Genomic DNA, 16,732 nt, shown 5'->3' on the forward strand with positions numbered 1-16,732 from the left:
TTGGATGCTGGCTGTCGTGGTGGCCCTGATGGCCTGCATCGGCAGCGCGCAGGCAGAGGATGGCTACGCGCTCTGGATGCGCTATGTACCTCTCGATGCCCCGCTTGCCGCCGCCTACCGCACGCAGCTGGCTGAAGTGGTGGCGCCTGATCACACACCGACCCAGCGTGCCGCGCGCGAAGAGCTGGAGCGTGGCCTGGCCGGACTGCTTGGCAGCGCCCCGCCCATGCGGGTTGCGGCGGCCACCGGCCCTGCCGTGGTGCTGGGTACGCCGCAGTCATCGCCGTTGATCGCGCCGTTCGGCGAGCAGATGGCATCGCTGGGCGCGGAGGGCTACCTGCTCGAACGTACGCTTCTGGGTGGGCACGATGTGGTGCTGGTGGCCGCTCGCACGGATATCGGCGTGCTGTACGGCACGTTCCATCTGCTGCGCCTGCTGCAGGCCGGCACGGCACTGGACACCCTTGCGGTGCGCGAATCGCCGCAGCTCGGTCGGCGCGTACTCAACCACTGGGACGACCTGGACGGCCATGTGGAGCGCGGCTATGCAGGCCGCTCGCTGTGGGAGTGGCAGACCCTGCCGGAATGGCGGGACCCGCGCTATACCGACTACGCACGGGCCAACGCGTCGGTGGGCATCAACGGCACGGTGCTGAACAACGTGAATGCCAGCGCGCAGAGCCTGGCACCGGAGTATCTGGACAAGGCAGCGGCGCTGGCCGACCTGTTCCGGCCCTACGGCATCCGCGTCTACCTGAGCGCGCGCTTCAGCGCGCCGATCGAACTGGGCGGGCTGGAAACCGCCGACCCCCTCGACCCGGCGGTACGACGGTGGTGGCGGGACAAGGCCGCGGAGATCTACAGCCGCATTCCGGATTTTGGCGGCCTGCTGGTAAAGGCCAATTCGGAAGGCCAGCCCGGCCCGCAGGACTACGGTCGTTCGCACGCCGAAGGTGCCAACCTGCTGGCCGATGCGCTGGCCCCGCATGGCGGCGTGGTGATGTGGCGGGCCTTCGTCTATGCGCACGACGTTCCTGCAGACCGGGCCACGCAGGCCTACACCGAATTTGTCGGCCTGGACGGTGGCTTCCGCCCGAACGTGATCCTGCAGGTAAAGAACGGGCCGATTGATTTCCAGCCGCGCGAGCCGTTCCATCCGCTGTTCGGCGCGATGCCGCGTACCCCGCTGATGATGGAGGTCCAGATCACCAAGGAGTATCTCGGCTTCGCCACGCATCTGGTGTACCTGGGGCCACTGTACGAGGAAGTGCTGCACGCCGACACCCACGCACGCGGTAGACGTACCACCGTGGCGCAAACGCTCACCGGCATGGCCGGCGTCGCGAATATCGGCAATGATCGCACCTGGAGTGGATCGCACTTCGACCAGGCCAACTGGTACGCCTTCGGCCGTCTTGCGTGGAACCCCGGGCAGAGCGCCGCCGACATCGCGGCGGAGTGGGCGGCGATGACCTTCTCACCGGATCGCGGGGTGGTACAGCCCATCGTCGGCATGATGATGGGCTCGCGCGAGGCGGCGGTGAACTACATGACCCCGCTTGGCCTGCATCACCTGATGGCGCGCGGACACCACCATGGCCCCGGCCCGTGGGTCGACGGCGGTCCGCGCGCGGACTGGACATCGGTGTACTACCACCGCGCCGACCGCGATGGCATCGGCTTTGACCGCACCGCGCGCGGCAGCAATGCGGTGGCCCAGTACGCGCCGCACGTGGCAGACCGCTACGGTGACCTGCAGCAGGTTCCCGAATCGTTGCTGTTGTGGTTCCACCACCTGCCATGGGACCACCGCATGGCGTCCGGCCAGACACTGTGGGACGAACTGGTCCGCCGCTACGCGCAGGGCGTGCGCGGTGTCGAGGACATGCAGGGCACCTGGGCAGGCCTGCGGGGCAGGGTGGATGCACAACGCTACGCGCAGGTTGACGCCTTCCTGCGTATCCAGCGCCGCGAAGCACAGTGGTGGCGCGACGCCAGCGTGGCGTACTTCCAGACGGTCAGCGGCCGGCCCTTGCCGGAGGGAGAGGCCGCGCCGCCGCATCCGCTGGCGTGGTACCAGGCCCTGCAGTCTCCGTCCGCGCCGGGAGATGGCCGATGAGGCGGGCAGCGTGGAGGGGCTGGCTGCTGGCGATCACGCTGGGCTGCTGCGCAGTGCCCGCACCAGCGCAGCACGCGATGGCGCCGTTGCTGCATCCGCTGTTCCAGGATCACGCCGTCCTGCAGCGGGACCAGCCGATTCCGGTCTGGGGGACTGCCGTTTCGGGCGTCAGCGTACGGGTGGAGCTGGCCGGGCGGACAACCACCACCCGCGCCGATGACAGCGGCCACTGGCAGGCCATGCTGCCGCCCCTGGCGGCAGGCGGCCCGTACGAACTGGCGATCCGGGCCGGGGATTCCACCCAGGTCGTGCGCGATGTGCTGATGGGCGATGTCTGGCTGTGCTCCGGGCAATCGAACATGGAGCTTCCGGTCTGGCGCGCGCTCGACGCCGCCAGCGAAATCGCTGCCGCCACGCAGCCGATGATCCGCCTGTTCAGCGTGCCGAAGGCGGCGGCCGTTTCGCCACGACAGGAGTTTGCAGGACCCGTTGCCTGGCAGCCCGCGTCGCCGGCTACCGTGCGCGACTTTTCCGCTGCCTGCTTCTACTTCGCGCGTGAGCTGCAGAAGACCGTCGCGGTACCGATGGGGCTGATCCAGGCGGCGTGGGGCGGTTCCCGCATCGAGGCATGGACCAGCGCCTCTGCCCTGCGCCGACAGGACGGCATGGACCCGGCGCTGGACGTACTGGCGCTGTACGCAACCGATCCGGTGACCGCCAACGCCCGATGGGGCCAACACTGGCAGCAGTGGTGGTCCACGCACAGGGGCGCGGGCGCCGATGAAAGCCCATGGCAGCCCGCCGCAGATCGCACCGGCTGGCAGCAAGCGCCGTCCCTGCTGGGGGCGTGGGAGCACTGGGGCGTGCCTGCGCTTTCCCACTACAACGGCATGGTCTGGTACCGCAGCCAGGTGACCCTGACCGTGGCACAGGCAGGGCAGGGCGCACGCCTTGAACTGGGTGCGGTGGATGAGACGGACATGACCTGGATAAACGGCGTGGCCGTGGGCAGCGAGAACGCGCCCGGCACGGCGCGGTCCTATGCGGTGCCGGCGGGCCTGCTGGATGCCGGTGCCAACACGGTGGTGATCAATGTGCTGGATACCTATGGCGACGGCGGCCTGGCAGGCCCTGCAAGCGCCCACGCGGTGGTGCTGGACGATGGCACGCGCCTTGTGCTGGACGCACCGTGGCAGTACCAGCCAGCACCCACGGCGCAGGCCCCGCCGCTGGCGCCGTGGCACGCCGCCACGGGCGTGTCGACGCTCTATAACGGCATGATCGCCCCGCTTGGCCAGCCTGGGCTGCGCGGAATGCTGTGGTACCAGGGCGAATCCAACACCGGCGACGGCGCGGCCTATGCGGCACGCCTGCGCGGCCTGCGCGATGACTGGCGCGGGCGGTTCGGTGCGCAGATGCCGTTGCTGGTGGTGCAGCTGGCCGGCTATGGCCAACCGCCGGAAGCACCGGTGGAAAGCGGCTGGGCACAGGTCCGCGAGGCGCAGCGGCGGGTCGTGGCAGAAGACCCGCACGCCGGCCTCGCACTGGCGATCGACATCGGCGACGCCTACGACATCCATCCGCCCAACAAGCAGGAACTGGGCCGGCGCCTGGCGCGCGTGGCACGCCACGTCGTCTACGGCGAGCACGCGATCGCCGCGTCCGGCCCCACCGCACGCACGGCATCGCGTACTCCTGCGGGGATACGGATCACCTTCGATGATGTCACCGGCGCCCTGGCCACCACCGGTGCCAACGGACCCATCGGCTTCGAACTGTGCGATGCGCAGGCGCGGCAATGCACCTACGCGGAGGCGCTGCTGGACGGCCCTGACGTGGTGCTGCAAAGCCCGCAGCCAGCGCCCGGCGCGCGCGTGCGCTACTGCTGGGCCGATGGCCCGATCTGCACACTGCGCGATCGCAGCGGCGCACCGGCCGGCCCCTTCGAACTGTCCCTCGACGCTGCGGAGATTCCATGATGCTGACGCGCCTGCTGCTTGCCACGGTGATCCTGTTGTCGGCCGCTGCGACGACGCCGCTGCGGGCCGCGCCTGCGCCACCGGTTCATTTCGACTGGTTCGAGTACGCCGGTCGTGACGTTGCCTTCGAAACGCCTCTGCCACCCGGGCACTACCGCAACCCGATCCTCGCCGGCTTCCACGCCGACCCCAGCATCACCAGTGCGAACGGCCGCTTCTACCTGGTCAATTCCAGCTTCACCTACTTCCCCGGCATCCCCGTTTTCGAAAGTGTGGACCTGGTGCACTGGAAGCAGATCGGCAACGTCATCGACCGCCCGACGCAGCTGGACTTCGATGGCCTGAGCGTGTCGCGCGGCATCTTCGCTCCGGCAATCTCGTACCACGACGGCCTGTTCCATGTGGTCACCACCGCGGTGGACAGTGGCGGCAACTTCATTGCTACCGCAAGCGATCCTGCCGGGCCGTGGTCAGACCCGCACTGGCTGCCGGGCGTGGAGGGCATCGATCCATCGCTGTTCTTCGACGACGACGGCCGCGTCTACCTGCTGAACAATGACGTGCCGCCCGGCCTGCCGCGCTACGAGGGCCACCGGGCGATCTGGATGCAGCAGATCGACATGAACAACTACGCGCCGATGGGCCCGCGCAAGGTGCTGATCGACGGCGGCGTGGAGCCGGCGAAGAACCCGATCTGGATCGAAGGACCGCACCTGTACAAACACGAGGGCTGGTATTACCTGTCCGATGCAGAGGGCGGCACCGGGCCGCAGCATTCGCAGGTGGTGCTGCGCAGCCGTGATGTCTGGGGACCGTATGTGCCGTATGCGGGCAATCCGATCCTGACCCAGCGCGACCTGCCGGAGGACCGGCCCCTGCCGATCACCAATGCCGGCCATGCGGACCTGGTGGAGGGACCGGATGGGTCGTGGTGGGCGGTGTTCCTTGCCAGCCGCAACTATGCCAAGCGCCACTACAACACGGGGCGGGAGACCTACCTGCTACCGGTGCGATGGCGCGATGGCTGGCCGGTGATCCTGCCAGCCAATCAGGCCATTCCGTATGCGCTCAGGGCACCGTCATGGATGCAGGGCGATGCGTCACAGGCACCGTTCACCGGCAACTTCGTCGATCGCGATGAGTTCGATGCGCCGACGCTCGGCGGCGGCTGGCTGCGCGTGCGTGTGCCCAAGCAACCATGGGCAGACCTGCGCGAGCACCCCGGCGCGCTGACCGTGCACCCGCTGGCGGAAGACCTCGACACGCGGCGCAACCCCGCCTTCCTGGGCCGACGCCAGCAGCACCTGCGCTTCGAGGCCAGCACCGCGATGAGCCGCCCGGCAGCAGGCGTGGCGGCTGGGTTGGCTGCATTCCAGAGTGAAGCGTACTGGTATTTCCTTGGCGTCCGGCGCCTCGGCGCTGATCGCGTGACGGTCTTCCTTGAAGGACGCGACGGCGGCGGGGTGACCCGGCTGCTGGCCACCCGCGACGTGGACGCGAGCGCTTCGCTGCGGCTGAAGATCACCGGTGATGAAGCCCGCTATGCCTTTGCATTCGACAGCGGCGACGGGCATGGCTGGCAGACCCTCGCCGGCGAGGTGGATGGAACGGTGTTGAGTACTGATCGCGCAGGCGGCTTCGTGGGCGCGCTGCTGGGACCATTCGCACGCGATGAGCGTGCCTTGAGGAGTAAATGATGACGCGCACGCCCCGGCTCCATCCCCCGATGTTCCGCACGCTGGCGCTGTGCGCCGCCATCGCCTTGAGCAGCGTCGGTCAGGCGGCCCAAACCCAGCCCTGGCGCGACACCTCGGCGAGCTTTGAAAGCCGCGCCGCCGCGCTGGTGGCCCAGATGACCCTGGAGGAAAAAGCGGCGCAGATGCAGAACGCCGCGCCCGCCATCGAGCGCCTCGGCGTTCCCGCCTACGACTGGTGGAACGAAGGCCTGCACGGGGTGGCACGCGCAGGGCAGGCGACGGTGTTCCCGCAGGCCATCGGACTGGCCGCCACCTTCGACGTGCCGCTGGTGCGCCAGGTAGCCACCACCATCAGTGACGAAGCGCGGGCCAAGCATCACCAGCTCGTCCGCGAGGGGTCACATGGCCGCTACCAGGGGCTGACCTACTGGTCGCCCAACATCAACATCTTCCGCGACCCACGCTGGGGCCGCGGCCAGGAAACCTACGGCGAAGACCCGTACCTCACCGCGCGCATGGGCGTGGCCTTCGTGCACGGACTGCAGGGCGACGACCCGGTGTACCGCAAGCTGGATGCCACGGCCAAGCACCTGGCCGTGCACAGCGGGCCGGAGGCCGACCGCCACCACTTCGATGCCCGCCCCAGCAAGCGCGATCTGTATGACACCTACCTGCCGGCCTTCGAAGCGCTGGTGAAGGAGGGCCAGGTGGATGCGGTGATGGGTGCTTACAACCGCGTGTACGGCGAGTCCGCCAGCGCCAGCCGCTTCCTGCTGCGCGATGTACTGCGCCGTGACTGGGGATTCAAGGGTTACGTGGTGTCCGACTGCTGGGCCATCGTGGATATCTGGAAGCATCACAAAATCGTTCCCAGCCGTGAAGCCGCCGCGGCATTGGCGGTCAGGAACGGTACCGAACTGGAGTGTGGCCAGGAGTACGCCACGCTGCCTGCCGCGGTGCGGAAAGGCCTGATCACTGAAGCAGAAATCGACGATGCGGTGACCCGGCTGTTCACCGCGCGGATGCGACTGGGCATGTTCGACCCGGCCGACAGGGTGCGCTGGGCGCGGATTCCCGCATCGGTGAACCAAGCCCCGGCGCACGATGCGCTGGCGTTGAAGGCCGCGCAGGAATCGCTGGTACTGCTGAAGAACGAAGGCGTGCTGCCGCTGTCACGCGACCTCAAGCGCATCGCCGTGGTCGGTCCCACCGCCGATGACACCATGGCGCTGCTTGGCAACTACTTCGGCACCCCGGCCGCACCGGTGACCGTCCTGCAGGGAATTCGCGATGCCGCAAAGGGCATCGAGGTGCGCTACGCGCGCGGCGTGGACCTGGTCGAAGGGCGCGACGATCCCAACGCCACCCCGCTGATCGAAGCGGCCTACCTGCGGCCGTCGGCCGACTCGCCGGAACGGGGCCTGCGCGGCGAGTACTTCCGTACGGCCGATCTGTCCGGCACGCCGGCCCTGGTGCGCACCGATGCCCAGATCGGCTTCCGCTGGGATCGCGGTTCACCGACCGACAACCTGCTGGCCCGCGGTGAAGCCGCGCCGGGGCAGGGCATTCCCAGCGATGGTTTCAGCATCCGCTGGAGTGGCGAACTGGTGCCGCCGGTGTCTGGCCGCTACCGCATAGAGGCAGCAGCCGACGACGGCTACCGCCTCTACATCGATGGCAAGCGGGTACTGGACCGGTGGGGTGGCAGTGATCGCCTGCAGGGCGACGGCGTTGAAGTGGACCTGCAGGCCGGACGCGCCTATGCGCTGAGGCTCGAGTATTTCGATGCCGAGCGCGATGCCGGCGTGCGACTGGGCTGGCGCATGCCCGGTGCGAAGCCGCCGTTCGAGGAAGCGGTGGACGCAGCCCGCGAAGCGGACGTGGTGGTGTTTGTCGGCGGGCTGACCGGCGATGTGGAAGGTGAAGAAATGAAGGTCAACTACCCCGGTTTCGCCGGCGGTGACCGTACCGATCTGCGCCTGCCCGCACCGCAGCGCGCACTGCTGGAAGCGCTGCATGCTACCGGCAAGCCGGTGGTGATGGTGCTGACTGGCGGCTCCGCGCTGGCCGTGGACTGGGCCGATACGAAGGTGCCGGCAATCCTGATGAGCTGGTACCCCGGGCAACGTGGTGGCACCGCCGTAGGCCAGGCCCTGTTTGGCGACATCAACCCCGGCGGACGCCTTCCGGTCACCTTCTACAAGGCGGACCAGGCGATGCCGGCGTTCGACGATTACACCATGGAAGGCCGCACCTACCGCTATTTCCGCGGCACCCCGCTATACCCGTTTGGACACGGGCTGTCCTACACCCGGTTCGACTACGGCACGCTGCAGCTCGATTCCGCCCGCATCGGCGACGACGGGACGCTCAAGGTGCAGGTCGAGATAACCAACGCAGGCAAGCGCCCGGGCGATGAAGTCGTGCAGTTGTATGTGCGGCGCATGCAGGCGCAGCCCGGCGATGCCCAGCAGGAGCTGCGCGGCTTCCAGCGTGTCCGCCTGGCCCCGGGCGAACGGCGAACGGTCGCCTTTGATCTGCAGGCGAAGGATGCCCTGCGCCAGTACGACGAGGTCCGCGCGGCGTATGCCGTGCCGGCCGGGTCCTACGAGGCCAGGGTAGGCAGCTCCAGCACCGACATCCGCGCGACCGGCAGCTTCACCGTGGAGGCCGGCCGTGACTGATGCAGGCAGCGTGGCAAGCACCGAACACACGCTGTCGATCCGGGAAAAGCTCGGCTACAGCCTGGGCGATCTCGCAGCGAACCTGATCTTCCAGACGCTGATCACCTACCTGGCGTTCTTCTACACCGACGTATACCGGCTTCCGCCCGCCACCGCCGCAACGATCATCTTCGTGATCGGCGTGCTCGGCGCGTTCGTGTTCACGCCGCTGATCGGCATTGCCGCCGATCGCACGGTCAGCCGCTGGGGCAAGTTCCGGCCGTGGATCCTGTGGACGGCGATCCCGTTCGGGGTGTTGTCCTTGCTCGCCTTCAGCACGCCGGACCTGGGGCCCCGCGCGAAGATCGTCTACGCCGTGGCCACCTACGGCCTGCTGATGCTGGTGTACGCGGCCAACAACCTGCCGTACTCCGCGCTCAGCGGGGTGCTTACCGGCAGCATGGCCCAGCGCAACAGCCTGTCGGCCTACCGCTTCGTGGCGGTGATGATCGCGCAGTTCATCATCCAGGTGCTGCTGTTGCCGCTGGTGCTGATCCTCGGCGACGGCGATCGCATGCTCGGCTTCGAGCGGGTCATGACGGTGTTCGCGGTGGTTGGCACGCTGTTCTTCCTGACCACCTTCGCCACCACGCGCGAACGCATCGTCCCGGCCCGGGAACAGACCGGCGGCGTACTGCAGGACCTGTCCGACCTGCTGCGCAACCGGCCGTGGAAGGTGATGCTGCTGCTGACCATCCTGGTGTTCGTCAACCTGGCCCTGAAGGGCGGCACCTACATCTACTATTTCCAGTACTACATGCGTGATGCCGCGTTGGCGGGCTTCCTCGACAGCTCCGGCTTCAACGCTTTCATCGGTGGATTGAACGCAACGCTGAGCAGGTGGGGCCTGGCCGGATTCACCTGGCCGGAAGACCCGGCGACCTCGGCCTTCAGCCTGTTCAATGCGTGCGGCATCCTCTGCATGATCCTCGGCATCGGCGTCTCACGCCGGCTTGCCGACCGCTTCGGCAAGCGGGATGTCTTCGGTGGCGCGCTGCTGGTGTGCACGCTGTTCCTGCTGGCGTTCTACTTCTTCCCGCCCACCGCGGTCGGCGTGGCTTTCGTCGCCTTCATGCTGCATGGGTTCTGCTACGGCATCACCATCCCGCTGCTGTGGGCGATGATCGCTGATGTCGCCGACTATTCGGAGTGGAAGAACCATCGCCGTGCCACTGCGATCGTGTTCTCCGCGATGCTGTGCGGGCTGAAGATCGGCCTGAGCATTGGCGGTGCGCTGGTCGCGTGGATTCTCGCGCACCATGGCTACCAGGCTGGCGCGGAACAGCAACCGCAGGCGGTGGTGGACGGCATCCGTCTTACGGTCAGCGTCTACTGCTCGATCCCGTTCCTGCTCGCGGTGGCGCTGCTGTTCCTGTATGAGATCGACAAGCGCATGGAGAACCGGATCGAGCAGGAGCTGCTGCAGCGCCGGCAGACTGGCAACCTTGACCAGCTGGCGGCGCGCGCGATCTCCCAGCCCGTGGTGAGCCACCTTTACACGGCAGATCCGTCGGCCCATGTGTTCGAAGGGCGGCTGTATATCTATCCCTCGCACGACATCGACAGCGGTGCTCCGTTCGATGACGAGGGCGGTCACTTCGGCATGGAGGACTACCATGTGCTGCGGATGGATACGCCCGCTGGCGAGGCCATCGACTGCGGCATCGCGCTGCATGTGCGCGACGTGCCTTGGGCCAGCCGGCAGATGTGGGCGCCGGACGCGGCAAGCCGTGATGGGCGCTATTACCTCTATTTCCCCGCCAAGGATGCGCAGGGCCTGTTCCGCATCGGCGTGGCGGCAGGGGATCGTCCGGAGGGCCCGTTCACTGCCGAAGCAGAGGCGTTGGAGGGCACCTACTCGATCGACCCGGCGGTGTTCGAGGACGACGACGGCACGCATTACCTGTACTTCGGTGGCATCTGGGGTGGCCAGCTGCAGAAGTACCGTGACAACCGCTTCGATGCGGCGCACGAAGAGCCCACCGGCGATGCGCCTGCATTGGGGCCACGCGTTGGACGGCTGGAAGCAGGCATGACCCGGCTTGCCGAGCCCACCCGCGAGATCGTGATCCTGGACGAGGACGGAGTGCCGCTGCGCGCCGATGACCATGCGCGCCGTTTCTTCGAAGGCCCCTGGCTGCACAAGTACCAAGGGCGGTATTACCTGTCGTACTCCACCGGTGATACGCACCTGCTGTGCTACGCGACCGGCGATAGTCCATATGGACCGTTCACCTATGGCGGGGTGATCCTCAAGCCGGTGGTGGGCTGGACCACGCACCATTCCATCTGCGCATTCGAGGGGCAGTGGTATCTGTTCTATCACGATGCCTTGGCGTCCGGCGGGGTCACCCACCTGCGCTCGGTCAAGTGTACGCCGCTGCACATGGAAGCCGATGGCAGCATCCGCACCATCGATCCTTATGGCGCTTGAAGCTGGGTCGCCGCTGGATGATGCGCAGGCGCCGCTGGCAGCTGGCCAGCTGCATTGGCTGCGGGCGGGCAGGGTGGAGGTCGCGCTCGCTCCCGAAGCAGGCGGACGGATCGCGCAGATGCGGTACGACGGCGTGGACTGGCTGGTAGGCGAGCGCGAGGGCAGGGCGGCTGCCATCGGCTGGGGGTGCTACCCGATGGTGCCCTGGGCTGGCCGCATCCGACGCGGTCGCTTCAGCTTTGATGGCCAGGATTTCGTGCTGCCTGCGAACCTTGGGGCGCATGCGATCCATGGGGTGGGATTCACACGGCGCTGGCAGATCGAGCGCCTCGAAGTCGACACTGCGATGTTGTCGTTGGCCCTTCCGGAAGACCGCTACTGGCCTTTCGGTGGCGTTGCAACGCAGTGTATCCGTGTCGTGCCGAATGGCGTGGAACTGCGGATTGCCGTGCAGGCCGGCGACAAGGCGATGCCCGCCGTGATCGGCTGGCATCCCTGGTTCCGCAAGCCGGATCAGCTGCTGTTCTCACCGAGTGCGATGTATCCACGGGATGGGGAGGGCATTGCCACGCTGCCTTGCATCACCCCCACGCCCGGCCCATGGGACGACTGTTTCCTCAACCGGGCTGAGGTGACGCTGGTGTCGGAAGGACAGCGGCTGCGGTTGCAGGCGGATGCGGACCATTGGGTGGTGTATGACGGGACTGCGTACGCTACCTGTGTGGAACCGCAGACGGGGCCGCCTGATGGGTTTACGTTGCTGCCCAAGCGGTTGGGGGCAGGGGAGCGGTTGGAGTTGCGGTTTGGATTGATCTGGGAGAGCGAGGTACACGGATGATCCTTGCAGAGGCCACTTTGAGCACTTTCCATGCCGTGATTACGCAGCCTTGATGCGCGTCGGTATTCAATGACCTTCGGCAGCGGATCAATGCCCGAGCAACGAAGCTGACGAATGACGATGATCGACCCGAACAAGCCACTTTCGCAGGAGCCGCCCACCTTCGACGCGGTCGTTGTAGGCGGAAGCCATGCTGGCATGTCGGCTGCCTTGCAGCTTGCCAGGGCATGCCGAACGGTGCTGGTCATTGATCACGGTCGGCCGCGCAACCAGCGCGCCACGAAGGCGCACGGTTGGCTGGGCTGGGATGGCGTTGCCCCTGCCCGGATTCTCGAGGTGAGCCGCCAGCAATTGCTCAGCTATGAGCGGGTGCAATGGTCGACGGACGAAGTGCTTGAGGCTTCCGGCTCCCTGGAGACTGGTTTTCTGCTCCACTGCGCATCCGGCAAGCCATACCACGCAAAAAGTTTGATCCTCGCCCATGGCGTGGTGGATCAGCTGCCGGACCTGCCAGGGCTTGCGGAGCGGTGGGGCGAGACGGTCCTGCATTGCCCTTACTGCCACGGCTATGAAATCCGCGGCACAGATATTGGGGTGCTCGTGGCGTCCAGAAAGGAGGCAGTGGGCCAGGTCAAGGCGCTTTCGCAGTGGGGAAACATCACCGCGGTCCACGCTGGGGAGCTGAGCGGGGCCGAGCTGGAAGAACTGTCCGCCGAACTGCGCACTATCGGCGTGACCCTGGAAGAAAGCGCCTTGATCGGCATTACCGGGAAAGCGACCTTGAACTTCGCCGACGGGCGAGGGCGGGACGTGGCGGCGCTGTTCGTACATCCGCATACCACACTGGCATCGGACCTTTCCACACACCTGGGTTGCGCCGTCGAGGACGCAGGATGCATCACCACCGATTCGGCCAAGCAGACCACCGTACCGGGCGTGTTCGCCTGCGGAGACGCCGCCCGGTTCGCCGGGAACATTGCGCTGGCCGTGGGAGAGGGAGCGTTGGCGGGCGTCGCTGCCCACCGATCGTTGCTGGGCCTGCTCGCTGACGATTGACCTCTGTGACGCGTCACGTCCTGCCATGATCCATTATCATTCCCCCCAACATAACAGGGGCGGATATGGATATTCGGACTGGGGTACTGATTCTTCTGCTGGTGGCTGCGACGCCATGCGTTGCGCAACAAATCCGCTCGGCGACTGGTCCGGCTGCTAGACCACTCCCAGCGTCTCCCAAGCCAGCACATAACTCCATGGCGAACGGCACAACGCCATTCAACTGCGAGCAGTATCGCTGGCCCAACCATCCCCATCCGCGCATGAAGGCGTACTGCGAACGCTTGGAATCGCAGACGCTGACAGATGAAGCACGGCGCGCAGGAAGGCCGGGGCCATCCGACGACGTGGTCCAGCTGCCATCTCTTGGATCGGAAGCCGCTCGCCGCTCGGGTCTGTCCTGTGTGGGAGGCCAAGCCATGCGAAAGCTGCCCAACGGGTGGGAGCAGGTTTCGTCTCCTTCGGGCGGTTGGCAGCGTTGCCGCGAGCAATGAGCGGGGTCTAGGTACGGCCGGCTACAACACCTGGCCCGCATACTGGATCATTCTTACCTGCTCCCGGCTCAGCCCCCGCGCGAGAGCTCGCGCGCGAGGAAAGGGGCCGTCCTGCTTGCCTTGGCACGAGCCACCTGGTGAGGCGTTCCCTTCGCCACGATGGTGCCGCCCGCAGCACCTGCGCCAGGCCCCACGTCAATCACCCAATCGGCCTGCGCGACCGCCCGCATGTCATGCTCAATCATCACCACCGTGTTCCCTGCATCAACCAACCGCTGCAGCTGAAGCATCAACCTATCCGCATCCGACGCATGCAGGCCGGTAGTGGGTTCGTCGAGTACATAGAGCGTGCGACCTCGCTGGCCGCGCTGCAGCTCGGTTGCCAGTTTGATGCGTTGTGCCTCACCACCTGAAAGTTCCGTCGCCGGCTGGCCCAGCCGTAGATAGCCCAACCCGATTTCCCGTAGCACCTGCAGCGAGCGGGCAATCGCATCCTCCTCGCCGAAGAAGGCGTGCGCCTGATCAACCGTCAACTGCAGGACCTCGGCGATGTTGCGGCCATTCCACAGCACCTTCAGCGTGGCCTCGTTGTAGCGCGCGCCGTGGCACGCAGGGCAGGGCGCATAGACGCTGGGCATGAACAGCAGCTCGACGCTGACGAAGCCTTCGCCCTCGCAGGTCGGACATCTGCCTTTGGCCACGTTGAACGAGAAGCGGCCCGCATCGAAACGGCGTCGGCGTGCGTCCGGGGTGCTGGCAAACAGCTTCCGCACATGGTCGAACAGCCCGGTATAGGTAGCCAGATTCGATCGCGGCGTGCGGCCGATGGGCTTCTGGTCCACCTGGACGACCCGCTGGATGGCATCCACATCGCCTGCCAACCGGCCGCGCGTTGCTTCGATGACGGATGGCCCATCCGTGGGCGCAACGTCGGCGCTATCGTCCGGCGGTTCATGGCCCAGGTGCAGCAGTACCAGCTCCGGCAGCGCCTGCGCCATCAGGCTGGACTTGCCCGACCCCGAAATCCCGGTCACTGCAGTCAGCAGTCCCAGCGGCAGCTGCGCATCCACTCCCTGCAGGTTGTGGCGGTGGATACCCTTCAGTTCCAGCCAGCTTCCGGCGTTGCGCTTGCGACTCGCAGGCGCAGGCACCTGGTCGAAAAGATACTGGGCGGTGCGGGAATCCTGTACTTGGCGGAGGCCACCGGGCTCGCCACTGTAGAGAACGCGTCCGCCGTGCTCGCCCGCCTGCGGGCCAACATCCACCAGCCATTGCGCGCGGCGCATCAGCTCCAGATCGTGTTCGACGACAAAGACCGAATTTCCGCCATCGCGAAGCTGGCCAAGCGCATCGTAGAGCGCCTCGCTGTCGGCAGGGTGCAGGCCAGCCGATGGCTCATCCAGTACGTACAGCACGCCGAAGAGCAACGAACTCAGCTGCGTACCCAGTCGCAGGCGCTGCAGTTCGCCGGCAGAAAGCGTGGGTGTCGCGCGATCCAGGGAGAGATACCCCACACTGAGCGAACGCAGCTGCGAGACACGCGCCATGATGCCGCCAGCCAGCCGCTGGGCCGCCATGCGCTTTTCCTCTGACAGGGCCGAGGTCAGGCGTACGTCAGGGGCCGCCGCGTGGGCGGTGCGCCCGCTTGCCACCCGTTGGGCCCGATCGCGGCGCGTCGCGTTCCTGCTGCGTGAGCCACGGCTATGTGCGCTGAAATCACCCTGTGCCACAGGCTCCAGCAGATCCGCCAGTTGATCCAATGGCAGCCGCATGAACTCGCCGATGTCCACGCCGGCGAAGGTGACCGACAGCGCTTCAGGCTTCAGGCGCTTGCCGTGGCAGGCGGGACACAGCTTGCCCTCCATGTAGCGGGAAACCCGCTTCCGCATCAGCGCGCTCTGGGTAGTGGCAAAGGTGTGCAGGACATAACGGCGAGCACCGGTGAAGGTCCCCATGTAGCTCGGTTCAAGCTTCCGCTTCAGGGCGGCGCGGGTTTCGGCCGGGGTGAAGCCTGCATAGACCGGCACGCTTGGCGCTTCCTCGGTGAACAGGATCCACTCCCTGTCCTTCTTCGGCAGCTTCTTCCACGGCACGTCGATGTCGTAGCCCAGCGTGACCAGAATGTCGCGCAGGTTCTGCCCGTGCCATGCCGGCGGCCAGGAGGCGATGGCGCGTTCGCGGATGGTAAGCGACGGGTCCGGAACCATCAGTGCTTCGGTCACCTCGTAGACGTGCCCAAGGCCATGGCAGGTGCTGCAGGCGCCCTGCGGCGTGTTGGGTGAGAAGTCCTCGGCGTAGAGCATGGCCTGGCCGGGCGGGTAGGCCCCGGCACGCGAATACATCATCCGCACCAGGCTGGACAGCGTGGTCACACTGCCCACTGATGAACGTGCATTACTGGCCCCGCGCTGCTGCTGCAGCGCAACCGCCGGCGGCAGCCCGTCGATGGCATCCACATCGGGCACGCCGGCTTGGTCGATCAGGCGCCGTGCGTAGGGCGCGACAGACTCGAAATAGCGCCGCTGCGCCTCAGCGAAGACAGTGCCAAATGCCAGCGATGACTTTCCCGAACCCGATACCCCCGAGAACACGACCAACGCATTGCGCGGAATGGAGACATCGACATTCTTGAGGTTATGCTCGCGTGCTCCGCGGACCTCGATGCAACCGCTGGCTGCGGCAGCGGAGGATGAATGATCAACGGACGGGTGGGGCATGGCGGCGGTCCTGCGGGCAGTGAGCGGCACGCGTGACCGCGCGCCCGATGGCTCATTCTCGCTGCTGCGGGGTGAAGGTTGGTGAGGGCGTTGCGGGCGATGGCTTTGCCGTCCCGCGGCAATGCGGAAACCGGCTGCATCCCTGGAAGTGCTGACCTGTTCGGCGGTTGGTTCTTGCGACCAGCGCGCTACCGCACCTTCTGCAGGCAGCTGCTTGGGGGGTGGGGCAAGGTGCAGGCTCAAGTTGCGGTTCGACACGACTTGCGGCCGGCTTCTGCACAGCCCGGATCATGCCAAGCAACTCGTCGCCACCGATTTAACAAGCCCCAGCATCAGCGCGGATCTAAAACACGCAGAAGGCTTGTCGGCAGCCATGCCCAGCGCATTGACCCCGATGCGGCCTGCCCGAGTTACCCGCCCATGCATAGTAGCCACTGCGGTTGACCCCACGCACTCGACACATGGCCGTCAACCTGAACTCGCCCGGCTGCTCAAGCATGAAAGCGTACCTCGCGGTCACCTTTTTTGGGACGAGTCCGATTCGGCTCACAAGCAGCCCTCTCTAACCTCTCAAGTGTCAGCTGGGTGCGCCCTTTCCGTTCCTTCGAACGCTTCAGGAAGCCCTCCAGCATTCATCTCACTTCGAGGAGAGCCTCATGAACAATATTCATGCAA

General features: G+C 66.4%; 8 protein-coding genes and 2 pseudogenes. 8 read left to right on the top strand and 2 right to left on the bottom strand.

Annotation, left to right across the window (positions count from 1 at the left end):
- The first annotated feature begins 4 nt into the window (after positions 1–4).
- From CXG43_RS16965 to CXG43_RS16995, 8 genes and pseudogenes are all read left to right on the top strand, one after another.
- The gene (locus tag CXG43_RS16965; RefSeq protein ID WP_101101098.1) at positions 5–2,119 is read left to right on the top strand and encodes an alpha-glucuronidase family glycosyl hydrolase; all 2,115 of its coding nucleotides are present in this window, start codon (positions 5–7) and stop codon (positions 2,117–2,119) included.
- The gene (locus CXG43_RS16970) at positions 2,116–4,098 is read left to right on the top strand and encodes a sialate O-acetylesterase (RefSeq protein ID WP_101101100.1); all 1,983 of its coding nucleotides are present in this window, start codon (positions 2,116–2,118) and stop codon (positions 4,096–4,098) included. Before CXG43_RS16965 ends, CXG43_RS16970 begins: the two co-directional genes overlap by 4 nt.
- Entirely contained in the window at positions 4,098–5,795 is a 1,698-nt protein-coding gene (locus CXG43_RS16975; RefSeq protein ID WP_101101102.1) for a glycoside hydrolase family 43 protein, read from the top strand. Before CXG43_RS16970 ends, CXG43_RS16975 begins: the two co-directional genes overlap by 1 nt.
- Positions 5,796–5,824: 29 nt before the next feature.
- Entirely contained in the window at positions 5,825–8,479 is a 2,655-nt protein-coding gene (locus CXG43_RS16980; RefSeq protein WP_232767855.1) for a glycoside hydrolase family 3 protein, read from the top strand.
- A gap of 10 nt (positions 8,480–8,489) precedes the next feature.
- Positions 8,490–9,962 (top strand): annotated as a pseudogene (locus CXG43_RS19500) (MFS transporter); the annotation flags it as partial.
- Positions 9,963–9,986: 24 nt separating this feature from the next.
- Entirely contained in the window at positions 9,987–10,952 is a 966-nt protein-coding gene (locus CXG43_RS19505) for a glycoside hydrolase family 43 protein (protein WP_332871265.1), read from the top strand.
- On the top strand, positions 10,942–11,790 hold the full coding sequence (locus CXG43_RS16990) for an aldose epimerase (RefSeq protein ID WP_101101106.1): 849 nt from the start codon (positions 10,942–10,944) through the stop codon (positions 11,788–11,790). Before CXG43_RS19505 ends, CXG43_RS16990 begins: the two co-directional genes overlap by 11 nt.
- A gap of 114 nt (positions 11,791–11,904) precedes the next feature.
- The gene (locus tag CXG43_RS16995; protein ID WP_198551477.1) at positions 11,905–12,846 is read left to right on the top strand and encodes an NAD(P)/FAD-dependent oxidoreductase; all 942 of its coding nucleotides are present in this window, start codon (positions 11,905–11,907) and stop codon (positions 12,844–12,846) included.
- Between the two features lie 562 nt (positions 12,847–13,408).
- Here CXG43_RS16995 and CXG43_RS17005 read toward each other — a convergent pair.
- A complete protein-coding gene (locus CXG43_RS17005; protein ID WP_101101111.1) occupies positions 13,409–16,057 on the bottom strand; it encodes an excinuclease ABC subunit UvrA in 2,649 nt (882 codons plus the stop codon).
- Between the two features lie 391 nt (positions 16,058–16,448).
- A pseudogene (locus tag CXG43_RS17015) lies at positions 16,449–16,595 on the bottom strand (IS3 family transposase); the annotation flags it as partial.
- Positions 16,596–16,732: the final 137 nt, after the last annotated feature.

Source organism: Stenotrophomonas sp. Bg11-02 (genome assembly GCF_002836635.1).
Taxonomy (GTDB): Bacteria; Pseudomonadota; Gammaproteobacteria; order Xanthomonadales; family Xanthomonadaceae; genus Stenotrophomonas; species Stenotrophomonas lacuserhaii.